Source organism: Micromonospora sp. 050-3 (assembly GCF_046549335.1).
Lineage (GTDB): Bacteria > Actinomycetota > Actinomycetes > Mycobacteriales > Micromonosporaceae > Micromonospora > Micromonospora trifolii.
Genome location: NZ_JAJPVX010000002.1, coordinates 1,684,202 through 1,697,860, shown reverse-complemented (window position 1 = coordinate 1,697,860; position 13,659 = coordinate 1,684,202). Strand labels below are relative to the sequence as shown.

The 13,659-nt window shown below is 72.1% G+C and carries 12 protein-coding genes; 1 reads left to right on the top strand and 11 read right to left on the bottom strand.

The features are described 5' to 3' along the window. Positions 1 to 133: 133 nt before the first annotated feature. From ACLJOK_RS22905 to rsmD, 9 genes are all read right to left on the bottom strand, one after another. Positions 134 to 2,353 carry an MMPL family transporter gene (locus ACLJOK_RS22905; RefSeq protein WP_410820705.1) on the bottom strand — a complete coding sequence of 740 codons (2,220 nt, stop codon included), beginning with the start codon at positions 2,351 to 2,353 and terminating at the stop codon, positions 134 to 136. Positions 2,354 to 2,573: 220 nt separating this feature from the next. Next, entirely contained in the window at positions 2,574 to 3,431 is an 858-nt protein-coding gene (gene mutM, locus ACLJOK_RS22900; protein ID WP_410820704.1) for a bifunctional DNA-formamidopyrimidine glycosylase/DNA-(apurinic or apyrimidinic site) lyase, read from the bottom strand. Next, a complete protein-coding gene (gene rnc / locus ACLJOK_RS22895) occupies positions 3,424 to 4,347 on the bottom strand; it encodes a ribonuclease III (RefSeq protein ID WP_410820703.1) in 924 nt (307 codons plus the stop codon). The genes mutM and rnc overlap by 8 nt, the downstream gene beginning before the upstream one ends. After that, positions 4,344 to 5,327, bottom strand: a complete 984-nt coding sequence (locus ACLJOK_RS22890; protein WP_238681234.1) for a phosphate acyltransferase — start codon at positions 5,325 to 5,327, stop codon at positions 4,344 to 4,346. The genes rnc and ACLJOK_RS22890 overlap by 4 nt, the downstream gene beginning before the upstream one ends. 114 nt (positions 5,328 to 5,441) lie before the next feature. Beyond that, positions 5,442 to 5,615 carry a 50S ribosomal protein L32 gene (gene rpmF / locus ACLJOK_RS22885; RefSeq protein WP_030335284.1) on the bottom strand — a complete coding sequence of 58 codons (174 nt, stop codon included), beginning with the start codon at positions 5,613 to 5,615 and terminating at the stop codon, positions 5,442 to 5,444. Positions 5,616 to 5,620: 5 nt separating this feature from the next. Beyond that, on the bottom strand, positions 5,621 to 6,184 hold the full coding sequence (locus tag ACLJOK_RS22880; protein ID WP_110562455.1) for a YceD family protein: 564 nt from the start codon (positions 6,182 to 6,184) through the stop codon (positions 5,621 to 5,623). A gap of 109 nt (positions 6,185 to 6,293) precedes the next feature. Next, entirely contained in the window at positions 6,294 to 6,791 is a 498-nt protein-coding gene (locus ACLJOK_RS22875) for a hypothetical protein (protein WP_030335287.1), read from the bottom strand. 262 nt (positions 6,792 to 7,053) lie between these two features. Next, positions 7,054 to 7,536 (bottom strand): pantetheine-phosphate adenylyltransferase, encoded by a 483-nt coding sequence (gene coaD / locus ACLJOK_RS22870; RefSeq protein WP_030335289.1) that lies wholly within the window; start codon positions 7,534 to 7,536, stop codon positions 7,054 to 7,056. Continuing rightward, entirely contained in the window at positions 7,533 to 8,096 is a 564-nt protein-coding gene (gene rsmD, locus ACLJOK_RS22865; RefSeq protein WP_410820702.1) for a 16S rRNA (guanine(966)-N(2))-methyltransferase RsmD, read from the bottom strand. The genes coaD and rsmD overlap by 4 nt, the downstream gene beginning before the upstream one ends. Positions 8,097 to 8,491: 395 nt before the next feature. Between rsmD and ACLJOK_RS22860 the strand changes: the two genes are divergently transcribed. Further along, positions 8,492 to 9,634, top strand: coding sequence for an LPXTG cell wall anchor domain-containing protein (locus ACLJOK_RS22860; protein WP_410820701.1), 1,143 nt, complete (start codon positions 8,492 to 8,494; stop codon positions 9,632 to 9,634). A gap of 175 nt (positions 9,635 to 9,809) precedes the next feature. On the opposite strand, the gene recG is transcribed toward ACLJOK_RS22860, so the two are convergent. After that, positions 9,810 to 12,008, bottom strand: coding sequence for an ATP-dependent DNA helicase RecG (gene recG / locus ACLJOK_RS22855; protein WP_410820700.1), 2,199 nt, complete (start codon positions 12,006 to 12,008; stop codon positions 9,810 to 9,812). Then, on the bottom strand, positions 12,005 to 13,618 hold the full coding sequence (locus ACLJOK_RS22850; RefSeq protein WP_410820699.1) for a DAK2 domain-containing protein: 1,614 nt from the start codon (positions 13,616 to 13,618) through the stop codon (positions 12,005 to 12,007). Before ACLJOK_RS22850 ends, recG begins: the two co-directional genes overlap by 4 nt. Positions 13,619 to 13,659: the final 41 nt, after the last annotated feature.

Below are 13,659 nucleotides of genomic sequence, written 5' to 3'. Positions count from 1 at the left end.
CGATCTTGCACTTTCGGTCGCTGAATTGCCGGATTTGATCAGCTTTGTCGCGCCAGAATCTGCAAGATCGGCGGGGCAAGGAGGGCGGGGCGGGGCAGGCGGGGCGAGGGGTCGCGGGGCGTGGGGGTGGCGGTCAGGGCACCGGAACCAGTTCCGGGGCGGGGGCGGGCGGGTCGGTGGGCGCGGATGCCGGGCGGGGGCGCAGGAAGCGCGGGGCCCACCAGTTGGCGTCGCCGAGCATGGTCATCAACGCCGGCAGCACCACTCCCCGGATGATCGTGGCGTCCAGCAGGATCGCCGCGGCCAGACCGATACCGAGCTGCTTCATGTCGATAGTGCTCAGCGTGGCGAAGATCGAGAAGACCCCGACCATCACGATGGCCGCGCTGGTCACCACTCCGGCCGACGAGGTGATCCCGTACGACACGGCGTCACGGTTGGGCAGGCCGGACCGGACTCCCTCGCGGATCCGACTGACCACGAACACGTGGTAGTCCATCGAGAGGCCGAAGAGCACCACGAACAGGAACAGCGGCAGCCAGGACACGATCGCGCCCATCGACGTGAAGCCGAGCAGTCCCTGCGCCCACTCACCCTGGAAGATCAGCACCAGCAGGCCGTACGCGGCACCGGCGGAGAGCAGGTTCAGCGCGATCGAGCTTGCCGCGATCACCACCGACCGGAAGGTGAACGTCATGACCAGGAAGGTCAGCACCAGCACGAAGCCCATGACCAGCGGCAACTTGTCCCGGACGTGCTGGGCGTAGTCCTCGCTGTCGGCCACGCTCCCGCCCACCGCGTACTCGATGCCGGGAATGCCGCGCAGCTCGGCCGGGACCAGGTCCCCGCGCAGCTTCTCCAACGACTGCACCGACCGGTCGTCCCGACTGGCGTACGGGGTGGGAACGTCTAGCACCGAGACCCGCCGGTCGGCCGACACCTCGATCTTCGGGCCGTCCGCCTCGGCCGGGGCGAACAGCGGATCGCCGGCCGCCCGGGTGGAGAGACCGGTGAGGGCGGCGCGTACCCGATCGGCCTGGTCGGCGGGCGCCCGGACGGCCACCACGTGATTGGTGCCGGCGCTCGGGAAGGCGGCGGTGAGCCGGTCGTACGCCTGCATCGCCGGAGTCGTGCGGGGCAGGTCCTCCATGCCGGGGAACTTCAGCTTCATGCCGAGCGCCGGCGCGGCCAGCGCGAGCAGCAGCCCGACCGAGATGACAAGCGTCGCCACCGGCGCGCGCAGCGCGGGCCGGAGCACCGCCGGCCACAGCCGGGGCGCGCGGGGCTCGCCGTGCCGGCCGGTACGCGGCGCGGTCAGTCGCCAGAGCAGCGGCACCCGGGGCCGGTCCACCCAACGGCCGAGCCGGGCCAGCAGGGCGGGCAGGACGGTCAGTGAACCGGTCACCGCGACGGCCACGACGAGGATCGAGCCGATGGCGAGGGACGAGAAGACCACGTCGCCGGCGAGCAGCAGCCCGGCCATCGAGATGATCACGGCGAAGCCCGAGACCACCACGGCGTGCCCGGAGGTCTCCGCGGCGATCTCCACAGCGTCCAGACCGGACCGACCCTTGGCGCGCTCCTCCCGCTCGCGACGGATGTAGAACAGCGAGTAGTCCACGCCGACCGCCATGCCGATCAGCAGGATCACCGGTGCCGTGGTGTCGGTGGCCGGCACCAGGTGCGAGGCCAGAGTGGACAGACCCATCGCGGCGGCGACCGAGGAGAGTGCCAGCAGCACCGGCACGCTCGCCGCGATCAGCGCACCGAACGCGATGATCAGGATCGCCAGGGTGACCGGCAGACTGAGCAGCTCGGCCCGCTTGAAGTCCTTGCCCAGGGTGTCGTCAAGGGCCTGACCGATCGACGGCCCGCCGACCTGCTCGACGCGCAGCCCGGGGTACGCGGCCTGCACGGTGGCGGTGGCGTCGCGCAACGGCTGCACCCGCTCCGAGGCCGTCTCCGGGTCACCCGCCATGGTGATCGGCAGCAGCAGTGCCGAGCCGTCCCCCGCGGTGACCGGCTGGCCCACCCCGGCCACCCCGGCGACAGTACGCAGCCGGGCCGCCGCGTCGTCGGCCGCCGCCTTCGCCGCCGTCGGGTCCAACGCGCCACCCCGGGAGGTGATGAGGACGTTGTCCACGGCCGGGTCGTCAAAGTCACCGGCGTCCACGATCAGGCTGGCCCGCCCCGCCTCGCCGATCGCCTGGTCGCCGCTGGTGGCCTCGTTGAGTCCGGCGGCGCTGCCGCCGACGAAGCACACCGCCACGAACACGGCCCACAGTGCGATCGCCCGCCACGGGTGCTCGGCGCTCCACCGCGCCAGCCGCACCGTCACCGGTCTTCTGCCCATCTCGGGTCCCCCTGTCACGTCAACCCCCTGTCAACTGTGCTGACGCTAGGTGCGTGACGAGGCGGTCACATCGGGGATCGACCCGGGCCCACCCTGGAACCACCGGACCGGGAGCGGGGGTGCTGTCGTCCGGCGTCGGCCCGCGATCCGGACGTACACCGGGGCCTATCCCGGAGCAACCCGCCGCGACCCGCCGGCATCGCCCCGAGCCGGCTCCGGGTCATCCCCGAAGGGAACCCCGGGGCCGCGGCTGACAGTGCGGGCAGCTGTACGAGGACCGGTTCATGAACGCCTCGCGGCGGATCGGCGCGCCGCACCGCCCGCACGGCTCGCCCTCGCGGCCGTAGGCGTTGAGCGCCCGGTCGAAGTAGCCACTCTCGCCGTTGACGTTCACGTAGAGGGCGTCGAAGCTGGTGCCGCCCTCGCTGATCGCCTCGGCCAGCACGTCGCGGACGTGGCCGAGCAGGCGCTGCGCGGCCGGGCCGGTCAGCGCGTCGGTGGGTCGGCCGCCGTGCAGCTTGGCGCGCCAGAGCGCCTCGTCGGCGTAGATGTTGCCCACCCCGGAGATCAGGGTCTGGTCGAGCAGTGCCCGCTTCACCTCGGTGTGCCGGCGGCGCAGCGCCGCGACGAACGCCTTGTCGGAGAACTCCGGGTCCATCGGGTCACGGGCGATGTGCGCGATCTCGTCGGGCAGCTCGGCGCCGCCCTCGCTCACCGAGAGCCCACCGAACGTGCGTTGGTCGACGAAGCGCAGCTCCGGGCCGTCGTCGCTGAACCGGAACCGGACCCGCAGGTGGGTCTCGTCGGTCGTGCCGGGTGGCTGGAGCAGCAGCTGACCCGACATACCGAGGTGCCCGACGATCGCGTCACCGCTGTCCAGTGGCAGCCACAGGTACTTGCCGCGACGACGGGCGTCCAGCACCGTCCGGCCGGCGAGCACGTCGGCGAAGTGCACGTCGCCCGGAGCGTGCCGGCGGACCGCACGCGGATGACGAACCTCGACGGAGGCGATCCGACGGCCGACGACCCACTGGGCCACTCCCTGCCGGACGGTCTCCACCTCGGGCAACTCAGGCACGGGGCCGACCCGTCTCGTGGCCGTCGGCGCCCCCGGCCGGCAGCGCCTGCGCCAGGTGATCGGCCTGCTCGGCCTGAGCCGCCCGCTCGGCGCGCTCCAGCGGCCCGAACGGCTCGTCCCGGTCGGCCGAGTCGTCCTGACCGATCGGCTGGTCCTGGCGATCGTCGCCGGCCCGACCACCCTGGCCGTCGTCGCCGTTCTGACCGTTCTGCTCGGCGAGCGTCCGCCAGGCGGCCTCGGCGGCCCGCTGCTCGGCCTCCTTCTTGCTGCGCCCCTCGGCGCCGCCGTACCGGTTGCCGGCCACCACCACCCAGGCGGTGAACGTCTTGAGGTGATCCGGGCCGGTGCCCTCGATCCGGTACTCCGGGACGCCGAGCCCGAGCGCCGCCGTCAGCTCCTGGAGGCTGGTCTTCCAGTCCAGTGCGGCCCCGCGACCGGCCGACTCGGCCATCAACGGGTCGAAGAGCCGGTGAATGACGATCCCCGTGGTGTCCAGCCCGTACTGGAGGTAGATCGCGCCGAGCAGCGCTTCCAGCGTGTCGGCGAGGATGCTCGCCTTGTCCCGGCCACCGGTCGTCTCCTCACCCTTGCCGAGCAGCAGGTACGCGCCGAGCCCGTCCGGGCCCAGACCGCGGGCCACGTCGGCGAGCGCCCGCATGTTGACCACGCTGGCCCGCAACTTGGCCAACTGCCCCTCGGGCAGATCCGGGTGGTTGTGGAAGAGCGCCGTGGTGATCACCACGCCGAGCACCGAGTCGCCGAGGAACTCCAGCCGCTCGTTGGTCGGCAGCCCGCCGTTCTCGTACGCGTACGACCGGTGGGTCAACGCGCGCTGGAGCAGCTCGGGTTCCAGGCTCACTCCGAAGGCGGCTTCCAGGTGACCGACGGACGCCCGCCGCCGCTTGTCGTTGCTCATGTGCGTACCTCGGTGTCGGTGGAGCGGTCGGTGCGATCCGTCGCGGCGTCGCGGTCGAGCAACGCGGAGACCAGATCGGTGGCGCGCCGCCGCCACAGGTGGGCGGCGAGAGCTATGCCGGAGGCGACGTCGTCGGCGCGGGCGGACCCGTGACACACGACCACCGTCCCCGCGACGCCCAGCAGGGCCGCCGCGCGGGGCGCGCCGCCCTGGGCGGGTGGGCCGCCGGCCATCGCGTACGCGCCCTCAATGGCCTTGAGCAGCACGTTACCGGTGAAGCCGTCGGTGACGACCACATCGGCGCGCGCGCCGAGGGCCACGTCGTACCCCTCGACCAGGCCGATGTAGCGCGCCCCGCCGGGCAGCGGTTCGACGGCGAGCAGGGGATCGGTGGCGCGGCGGACCCGGTCGCCCTTGCCGGCCTCGGTGCCGACCGAGAGCAGCCCGACCCGTGGCGCGGCGATCGAGTGGGCCACGGCGGCGTACGCGGCGCCGAGCACGGCGTGGCGGGCGAGGGTGGCCGGGCGGGGTTCCAGGGAGCCGCCGACGTCGAGCAATACGACAGGACCCGCGACGGCGGGCAGGGTGGCGGCCAGCGCGGGTTGGCGGATCTCCGGCGAGCGGCCGAGGCCGAGCACGGCAGCGGTGACTGTGGCGCCGGTGGCGCCGGCGGAGACCAGGGCGTCGGCGGTCCCGTCCCGGACGGCGGTGACCGCGGCCCGGACGGTGCTCTCGGAGCGGGCGGCGCTGGGATGGTCGGCCATGCCGACGACATCGCGGACTGGCCGCACCGTGATCCGGGCGCGTTGCGCCGGATCGAGGGCAGCAATCAGCTCGTCGGCGACCTCGGTCGGACCGACGAGAAGCAGATGCAGGTCAGGGTCGGCGCGCATGGCCCGCAGAGCGCCGTCAACCACGACGGCGGGAGCGTCGTCCCCGCCGAGGAGGTCAACGGCGATCCGCGCGGCGCCCGGCTCCACCGGAACGCCGGCCGGATTGGGCCGGCCGGCGTCGGAGGGAGCCGGAGCACCGGGCGAATGCCAGGATGCGCGCGCCGCCCGACCTGGGGTCGGGGGCGTCACTCGGCGTCCAGGTCAGACCTCGAGAACCTGGCGGCCGTTGTAGGTGCCGCAGACGGAGCAGGCGGCGTGCGGCAGCTTCGGGGACTTGCACTGCGGGCACGCAACGGTCGCGACCACTGTCGCCTTCCAGTTCGCCCGGCGGGACCGGGTGTTGCTGCGCGACATCTTGCGCTTCGGGACGGCCACGGTTCTTACTCCTCTGTAACGGTCAGTTGCGACAGGCCCGCCCAACGCGGGTCGATCTGCTGGTGACTGTGGTCGGCCGGCAGATCGTCCCAGTGCGCCCCGCATTCGGGGCACAGTCCTGGGCAGTCCTCCCGGCAGAGCGGGTTGGTCGGCAGCGTGAGCACCAACGCGTCCCGCAGCGCCGGCTCCAGGTCGATCAGATCGCCCTGCATCCGGCCCACCTCGTCCTCGTCGGTCGTGGCGTCCGTGGTGCTGTCCTCGTACGCGTACAGCTCCTGGATCGTCACGCCCATCGAGTCGTTGATCTCGCGCAGGCAACGGCCGCACTCGCCCCGGACGGGACCGGTGATGGTCCCGGAGACGAGCACGCCCTCGGACACCGACTGCAACCTCAGATCGAGGTCGAGGTCCGCGCCCTCCGGCACGCCGATCAACTCCACACCGAGGTCCGCCGGTGCCGGCACGACCCGCTGGACCTCACGCAACGCGCCAGGGCGACGCGGCAGGTCCCTCGTGTCGAGGACCAGCGGCGACCTGGGGTTGAGTGTCGATGGCGAGTGCTTGGGCATAGTTAGACTCCGGCCGGTGAGAGGCCGACAAAAAAGGTTACCTGGGCGACCGCCGGACCGTCGAACCGGGGGCGACGCCCGCCTGAGAAGTCGGCTGGTGAGGTGCCGCTCAGAAGGGTAGCGGGCGTTCCGCCTCATCCCCAGCGAAGGTGCCGATCTCCCGCAGCGCGTGCATCTTGTCCCGGCCGCGCTCTATCGAGGCCAGCGCCCGGGTGAGGAACTGCTCGAAGTTGGCCAGCGCGGTGTCGACGTAGTCGTCGACCTCCTCACGCAGGCGCTGCGCCTCGGCGCGGGCCTCACCGATGATCCGGGCACCCTCGTGCTCGGCCGACACGGTGATCTCGTTCACCGAGACCAGGCGGGCGTGTTCTGCCTCACCTTCGCTGATGATCCGGTCCGCCTCGCGCTTGCCGGCTTCCATGATCTTGTCGCGCTCCTCCAGGAGCGCGGCGGCGCGACGCAGGTCGGCGGGGAGATCGGCACGCATCTCATCGAGGGCAGCGATCATCTCACCCCGGTCGACCATGCAGTTGTTGCGCGACATCGGGACGGAGCGCGCCTGCTCCAGGATGGCGATCAGTTCGTCGATGCGATCGAGCGGGTCCACCGGCTACCTCACTCCTGTCGTTCGTCGGCCGACCTCCATGATGCGGGCTACGGCCGTTCCCCGCGCCACCAATCATGTCGTGCCCGCCCCACCGCCGCCCCACTCACCCCAACCCGGCGAGTCGCGACATAGTCACCCCCGGCTCCCACCGCGCCGATCTTGCACTTTCCGTCGCGCCAAACCATCCCTGAAGGGGCAATTCAGGCACCATAAGTGCAAGATCGCGTGGGTGAAAGAGGGTGAGCGAGGAGACGGAGGCCGTTTAGCGGCGGGGGCCCAGGCGGGCCTGGAGGGCTTCGCGGACCGGGTCGGGGACGTGGGCGGAGATGTCGCCACCCCACTTGGCCACGTCCTTGACCAGGCTCGACGAGAGGAACGAGTAGAGCGGGTTGGTCGGCATGAAGAGCGTCTCGACGCCGGCCAGACCGATGTTCATCTGGGCCATCTGCAACTCGTAGTCGAAGTCGCTGACCGCCCGCAGGCCCTTGATCAGCACACTGGCCTGCTGAGCCCGGCAGAAGTCCACCAGCAGCCCTCGGAACGACTCGACCCGCACGTTGCCGTACGACGAGGTCACCTCGCGGAGCATCTCGATGCGCTCCTCGACGGTGAACAGGCCACTCTTCGACTGATTCACCAGCACACCGACGATCACCTCATCGAAGAGCCGACTGGCCCGCCCGATGATGTCGAGGTGTCCGTTGGTGACCGGGTCAAACGAACCGGGGCACACCGCACGTCTCATGATCGGCGACCGTACCAAAGGGTGGTCTCGCCGTAACGGCGGCTGCGCTCGGGGGTGATCCCGTCCACCCAGTCGAACTCCCTGGTGCGACGAGACCGCTCCACCACCACCAACGCGTCCGGCGCCAGCCAGCCGCCGTCGACCAGCGCGGCCAACAGTGCGGTGATCTCCTCGTCCGGCACCGCGTACGGCGGATCGGCGAAGACCACGTCGTACGGCTCGCCGTCCGGTCCGGCGGCCAGCACCGTCGCCACCTTGCCGGTGACCAGACGGGCCGCCGGACCGGCACGGAGGGCCGCCACGTTCTCCCGGATCACCCGGGCCGCCCGCGAGTCGGACTCGACCAGTAACACGTGCCGGGCACCCCGGGAGAGCGCCTCCAGGCCGACCGCGCCGGAGCCGGCGTACAGGTCGGCGAAGCGGGCGCCATCGAGATCGACCTCGGCCTGGACGGCACTGAACAGCGCCTCCCGGACCCGGTCCGAGGTGGGTCGGGTGCCGGCGCCGGGCGGCGCGGCGATGCGCCGGCCACCGAGGGTCCCGGCCACGATCCGGGTCACCGTTTCCTCCTGCTCATGCCCGCGACGCTACGCGATGCGGTGCGGATCCGGTCAGCGCGGCGCGGATCCGGGGAGCTGGCCGGCGGCGGCGACGCGGAGCACCTGAGCAGCCCCGACGGCTCGGTATCCACCGTGGAGGCCCGACGGGCGGACCGTCCCCAGTGATCGGACCGACACCTTCGGTATATCAAGGATCACGAATCGACTACATTGCCAGATGGCAATGATCTGAACTCCCCTCATTAACCACCCATCAGTACAGTCACCCCCTGTCCCCGCTTTAGCCGCGGGAACACCACCGCGTCGCGCGACGCCCCGGTGAGCAGGTGACTCCCCGGTCACGATGTCTCCCGGCCTCCCGCCACGCGATCCGTACCCCCTCACCAGGAGCAGGCGTGAACCCTCCCAAGTCTCCGTTCCGGCGCGTCGCGGCCATCGCCGCGGGCGCGTTGATCGGCCTCGCCGGCGTCATGACGTTCGCCGCACCCGCCAGCGCCCACCACAGCGAGATCCAGGTCAAGGCCGCATGTGACACCGCCACCGGCGAGTGGGTGGCCACCTGGACCGTCCAGAGCTTCGCCCCGGGCGACGTCAAGAACTACAAGTTCGACGAGGTCTCGGCGAAAACGTATGTCGGTGACGTCGCCAGCGACGCCACCATCGACGGGATCGCGGTGAGCGAGGGCAAGGAGTACCCGCACTCCGTCAGCGAGCCGGTGATCGCCAAGCAGCGCCTGGACGCGAAGACCACCAAGGCCACCCTGTCGGTGCGGGCCATGTGGGACAACGAGTTCCTGGACAAGGAGCTCCGCTCGGCGGCGATCGAGTTCAGCGGCACCTGCGCCAAGGAGCAGCCCCCGGTGCCGGCGACCCCCAAGCCGACCGCCAGTGTGGCCGCCGACTGTGACGGCGACGTCCTGGTGAAGCTCGAGAACGGCAAGGACGCCACCGCCCCGGCGAAGTTCACCATCACCGGTGCCGACGGCTTCACCAAGACCGTCACCGTCAAGGTCGGCGAGAACGAGTCGGTGAAGGTGCCGGCCAAGAACGCCACCGCCATCAAGGTCGTCGCCGACGGCGTGGACAAGCCGCTCTTCGAGGGCACGCCCGCCGCCGCCGAGAACTGCGTCGAGCCGGGCGAGCCGGCCGGCAGCTACAAGTCGACCTGCACCGAACTGATCTTCGACATCGCCAACCCGGCCGACGGCAAGACGATCACCATCACCTTCACCCCGAACAAGGGCAAGGCCCAGACGCTGACGGTCGAGCCGGGCAAGAGCGGCACCGTCACCTTCCCGGCCCAGGAGGGTCTGACCGTGACCCCGACCGCCGAGGGTCTCGACGACACCAGCCCGATCGCCTGGGAGAAGCCGGCCGACTGCACCCCGGGTCAGGGTGGCGGCGACAAGGATGAGCCGACTCTGCCGCTGACCGGTGCCGCCACCGGCGGCATCATCGCCGGCGCCGTCGTGCTGCTCGCTGCCGGTGCCGCCCTGTTCGTGGTGGCCCGTCGACGTCGGGTTCGCTTCACCGCCTGAACCAACCCGCTCTGACACCTGAGGGCGCGTCGACCACCCGGTCGGCGCGCCCTCAGCCACGTAGTGGCCTGCGTGATCGACTCGACATCACTGAAACCGGGGTATCCCCGTCGGCGGGACACCCCGGTTTCATGAAAGCCGAGTCGATCATCAGCCGGGGCAGCCCGGCGCGGAGTCAGCCCTTCTCCAGGTACTCCGCCCGGTCCTCGTCCACAAGTGCGGCCACCGAGGCGGCCAGCGCCGGGCTGCGGGCCAGCTCCGGGTCGTCCTCGATCAGGGTGATCGCCTCGGCGCGGGCATCGCGGATCAGGTCGGCGTCGCGCCGCAGGGACAGCAACCGCAGGTGCGAGCGGTGCCCGGACTGGGTGGCACCCAGCACGTCGCCCTCGCGGCGCTGCTCCAGATCCAGCTCGGCGAGCTTGAAACCGTCGCCAGTGGATGCCACCGCGTCCAGCCGTTCCCGCGCCGACGAACCCTCGGCCGCCTCGCTGACCAACAGGCAGAGCCCGGCGGCGGCACCCCGGCCGACCCTGCCCCGCAGCTGGTGGAGCTGGGAGACGCCGAACCGGTCGGCGTCCAGCACGATCATCACCGTGGCGTTCGGCACGTCCACGCCGACCTCGATCACTGTCGTCGCCACCAGCACGTCCAGGTCACCGGCCGCGAAGGAACGCATCACCGCGTCCTTCTCGTCGGCCGGCAGGCGACCGTGCAGCACCCCGATCCGCAGGCCGTGCAGCGGGCCCTCGGCCAGCAGCGGAGCCACCTCGGTCACCGCCAGCGGCGGCCGCCGCCCGTTGTCGTCCTCGGGTGGCGGTTCCTCGTCGCTGGTCGGCCCGTCACCGATGCGCGGGCACACCACGTACGCCTGGTGGCCGGCGGTCACCTCCTCGCGCAGCCGGCGCCAGGCCCGGTCCAGATAGGCCGGCTTGTCGGCGGCCGGCACCACGTGCGAGGCGATCGGCGACCGCCCCCGGGGCAGTTGGGAGAGCGTGGAGACCTCCAGGTCGCCGTAGACGGTCATCGCCACCGTGCGCGGGATCGGGGTGGCCGTCATCACCAGCACGTGCGGCGGCTGGTCGGCCTTGGCCCGCAGGGCGTCGCGCTGCTCCACGCCGAAGCGGTGCTGCTCGTCGACCACGACCAGGCCGAGGTCGGCGAAGTCGACCCCCTCGTAGAGCAGGGCGTGGGTGCCGAGCACGATGCCGGCGGCACCGCTGGCCACCTCGCCGAGCGCCCGGCGACGGGCCGCCGCGCCCAGCGAGCCGGTGACCAGCTCGACCCGTGTGGCGTGCTCGGCGGAGCCCAGCTCACCGGCCCGCCCGAGCGGCCCGAGCAGGTCGAGCATGCCGCGGTGGTGCTGGGAGGCCAGCACCTCGGTGGGCGCCAGCAGTGCGGCCTGCCCACCCGCGTCGACCACCTGGAGCATCGCCCGCAGCGCCACCACCGTCTTGCCCGAGCCCACCTCGCCCTGCAACAGGCGGTGCATGGGGTGCGGGGCGGCCAGGTCCGCCGCGATCTCCACACCCACCTCACGCTGACCGGCGGTCAGCTCGTACGGGAGACGGGCGTCGAACGCTTCCAGCAGCCCACCCGGGCGCGCCGGGCGGGGCCGGGCCGGCCAGTCGGCCGCCCGGTGCTTGCGCTGCACCAGGGTCACCTGGACGGCGAAGGCCTCGTCCCACTTGAGGCGCCGCCGCGCCTGGTGCAGCGCCTCCTTGCTGGACGGCCGGTGGATCTCGGTCAGCGCGGCGCCCAGCCCGACCAGCTTGCGGCTGGCCCGCACGGCGCTCGGCAGTGGATCGTCCGGCGGGGTGAACGTGTCCAGTACGACGCGCACGCAGCGCGCGATCACCCAGGTCGGCACGGCCGCGGCGGCCGGGTAGACCGGGATCAGCGCCCCGGCGAACTCCTCGATGTCGTCGCTGACCGCCGCCTCGCCATCGCCACCCTCGCCGAGCAGGACGTACTCCGGGCCGTTGAGCTGCCGTTTGCCCCGGAACTCGGTGACCTTGCCGGCGAACAGGCCCCACCGGCCGGGGCGCAGCTCGCGCTCGCGCCACGCCTGATTACCGAAGAAGGTCAACGTCAGGACCCCGCCGGAGCCGTCGCCGACGGTCACCTCCAGCAGGTTGCCTCGCCGCTGACGCATCGGGCGCACCGCGGTGCGCTGCACCTGGGCCAGCACGGTGACCTGTTCACCGACGTCCAGTGAGCGGATGTCGGTGTGTTCACCACGCTCGTCGTAGCGACGTGGAAAGTGGTAGACCAGGTCCCCCGCGGTGTGCAGGTCGAGGTGCGAGGCCAGCGCCTTGGCTGTCTTGTCCCCGACCAGCTTCTTCAGCGGAGTGTCCACGGTGGCTGGTTCGCTCATTCGATCCCTACCAGGAGCGGATAAAACGGCTGGCCGCCCGGGTACGCGTGCACCTCGACGAACGGCCAGCGCCGCGCGACGTGCGCGCGGACGGCATCGGTGAGCCCGGCGGGGGCGTCCACCCCGGCCAGCAGGGTGACCATCTCGCCGCCACCACCGAGCATCCGGTCGACCACTGCCGCGCAGGTGTCGGTGAGGTCGGTGCCGATCAGGTGCACCTCCCCCTCCACCAGCGCCAGCACGTCACCGGGACGGCACGGGCCGGCCACTGTCAGCGCCTCCCGGCTGGCATGACAGACCTCGGCGTAACGGCAGGCGCCGGCCGCCTCGGCCATCGCGATGACGTCGTCCTCGAAACGGCGGTCACCGTCGCGGACCGCGAGGGCCGCGAGGGCCTGCACCGGCGAGCGGGTCGGCACCACGCTCACCTTGATGCCGTACCGATGGGCCTCGCGGGCGGCCGCACTCGCCACCGCCTCGGTGTTGGCGTCGTTGGGCAGCACCACCACCCGGGCCGCGCCGGTGCTGCGGACGGCATCCAGCAACTCGCCGGTGGACGGGTTGCCCGGCACGACGGTGGCGCCCTCCGCGGCGAACAGGTCGGCGATGCCGCCGCCGGTGGCCACCACCACAGCGGCCCGGCCGGCCACCACCGGGCCGGAGGATGACTCCGACTGGTCGGCGAAACGGGTTACCGAGATCCGGTACGGGCGGCCGGCGGCGACACCGGCCTCGACCGCCGCACCCACGTCGTTGACGTGCACGTGCACGTTCCAGGTGCCTTCCGGCTCACGCCCGTCGCCGACGACGACCAGCGAGTCTCCCAGGGCGTCGAGCGCGCGCCGCAACCCGGTGACCGCCTCGGCTCGGGCGTCGAGCAGGAACTGCACCTCGTACGCGTATTCATCCGAACCGCTCTCGCGGGCGACGGTGGCCGCCGGCCGGGCGGAGCGCGGCGCCGGCGCGGGCTGGGCCGTGCGCTCCCCGGTGAGCACCTCGACCAGGGCGTCGAGCAGCACACAGAGCCCTCGGCCACCGGCGTCGACCACGCCGGCGCGGGCCAGCGCGGGCAGCTGTTCCGGGGTGCGGGCGAGCGCCTCGGCCGCCGCCCGGGCCGCGACGCCGGCCACCGCCGGCAGGTCGTCGCTGTCGGCGCCCTCGGCCGCGGCGGCGGCGGCCGCGGCCACTGTGAGCACTGTGCCCTCGACCGGCCGGGAGACCGCTGTGTACGCGGCGGTGGTGCCGGAACGCAGCGCGGCAGCCAACTCCCGGCCACGCACCGCCGGCACCCCGGCGACCTGGTCGGCGAAACCACGCAGGATCTGCGAGAGGATCACCCCGGAGTTGCCCCGTGCGCCGAGCAGCGCGCCCTGGGCCATCAGCCGCAGCGCGTGCCCGTGCGCGGTCGGCCCGCTGTCGGGGAGAGTGTCCAGATCCATGGCGAGGGCCTGCTGCGCCGAGGTGAGGGTGAGCACCAGGTTGGTGCCGGTGTCGCCGTCGGGCACCGGGTAGACGTTGAGTTCGTCGATCTCGCCCTGGTGGCGCTTCAGTGCGGCCAGCCCGCTCGCGCACCAGCGGCGGACCGCGGCGGCGTCGAGGGTGTCCAGCACGGGCAGAAGCCTACTGGCGCGCACCGACACCCGTCGGACTC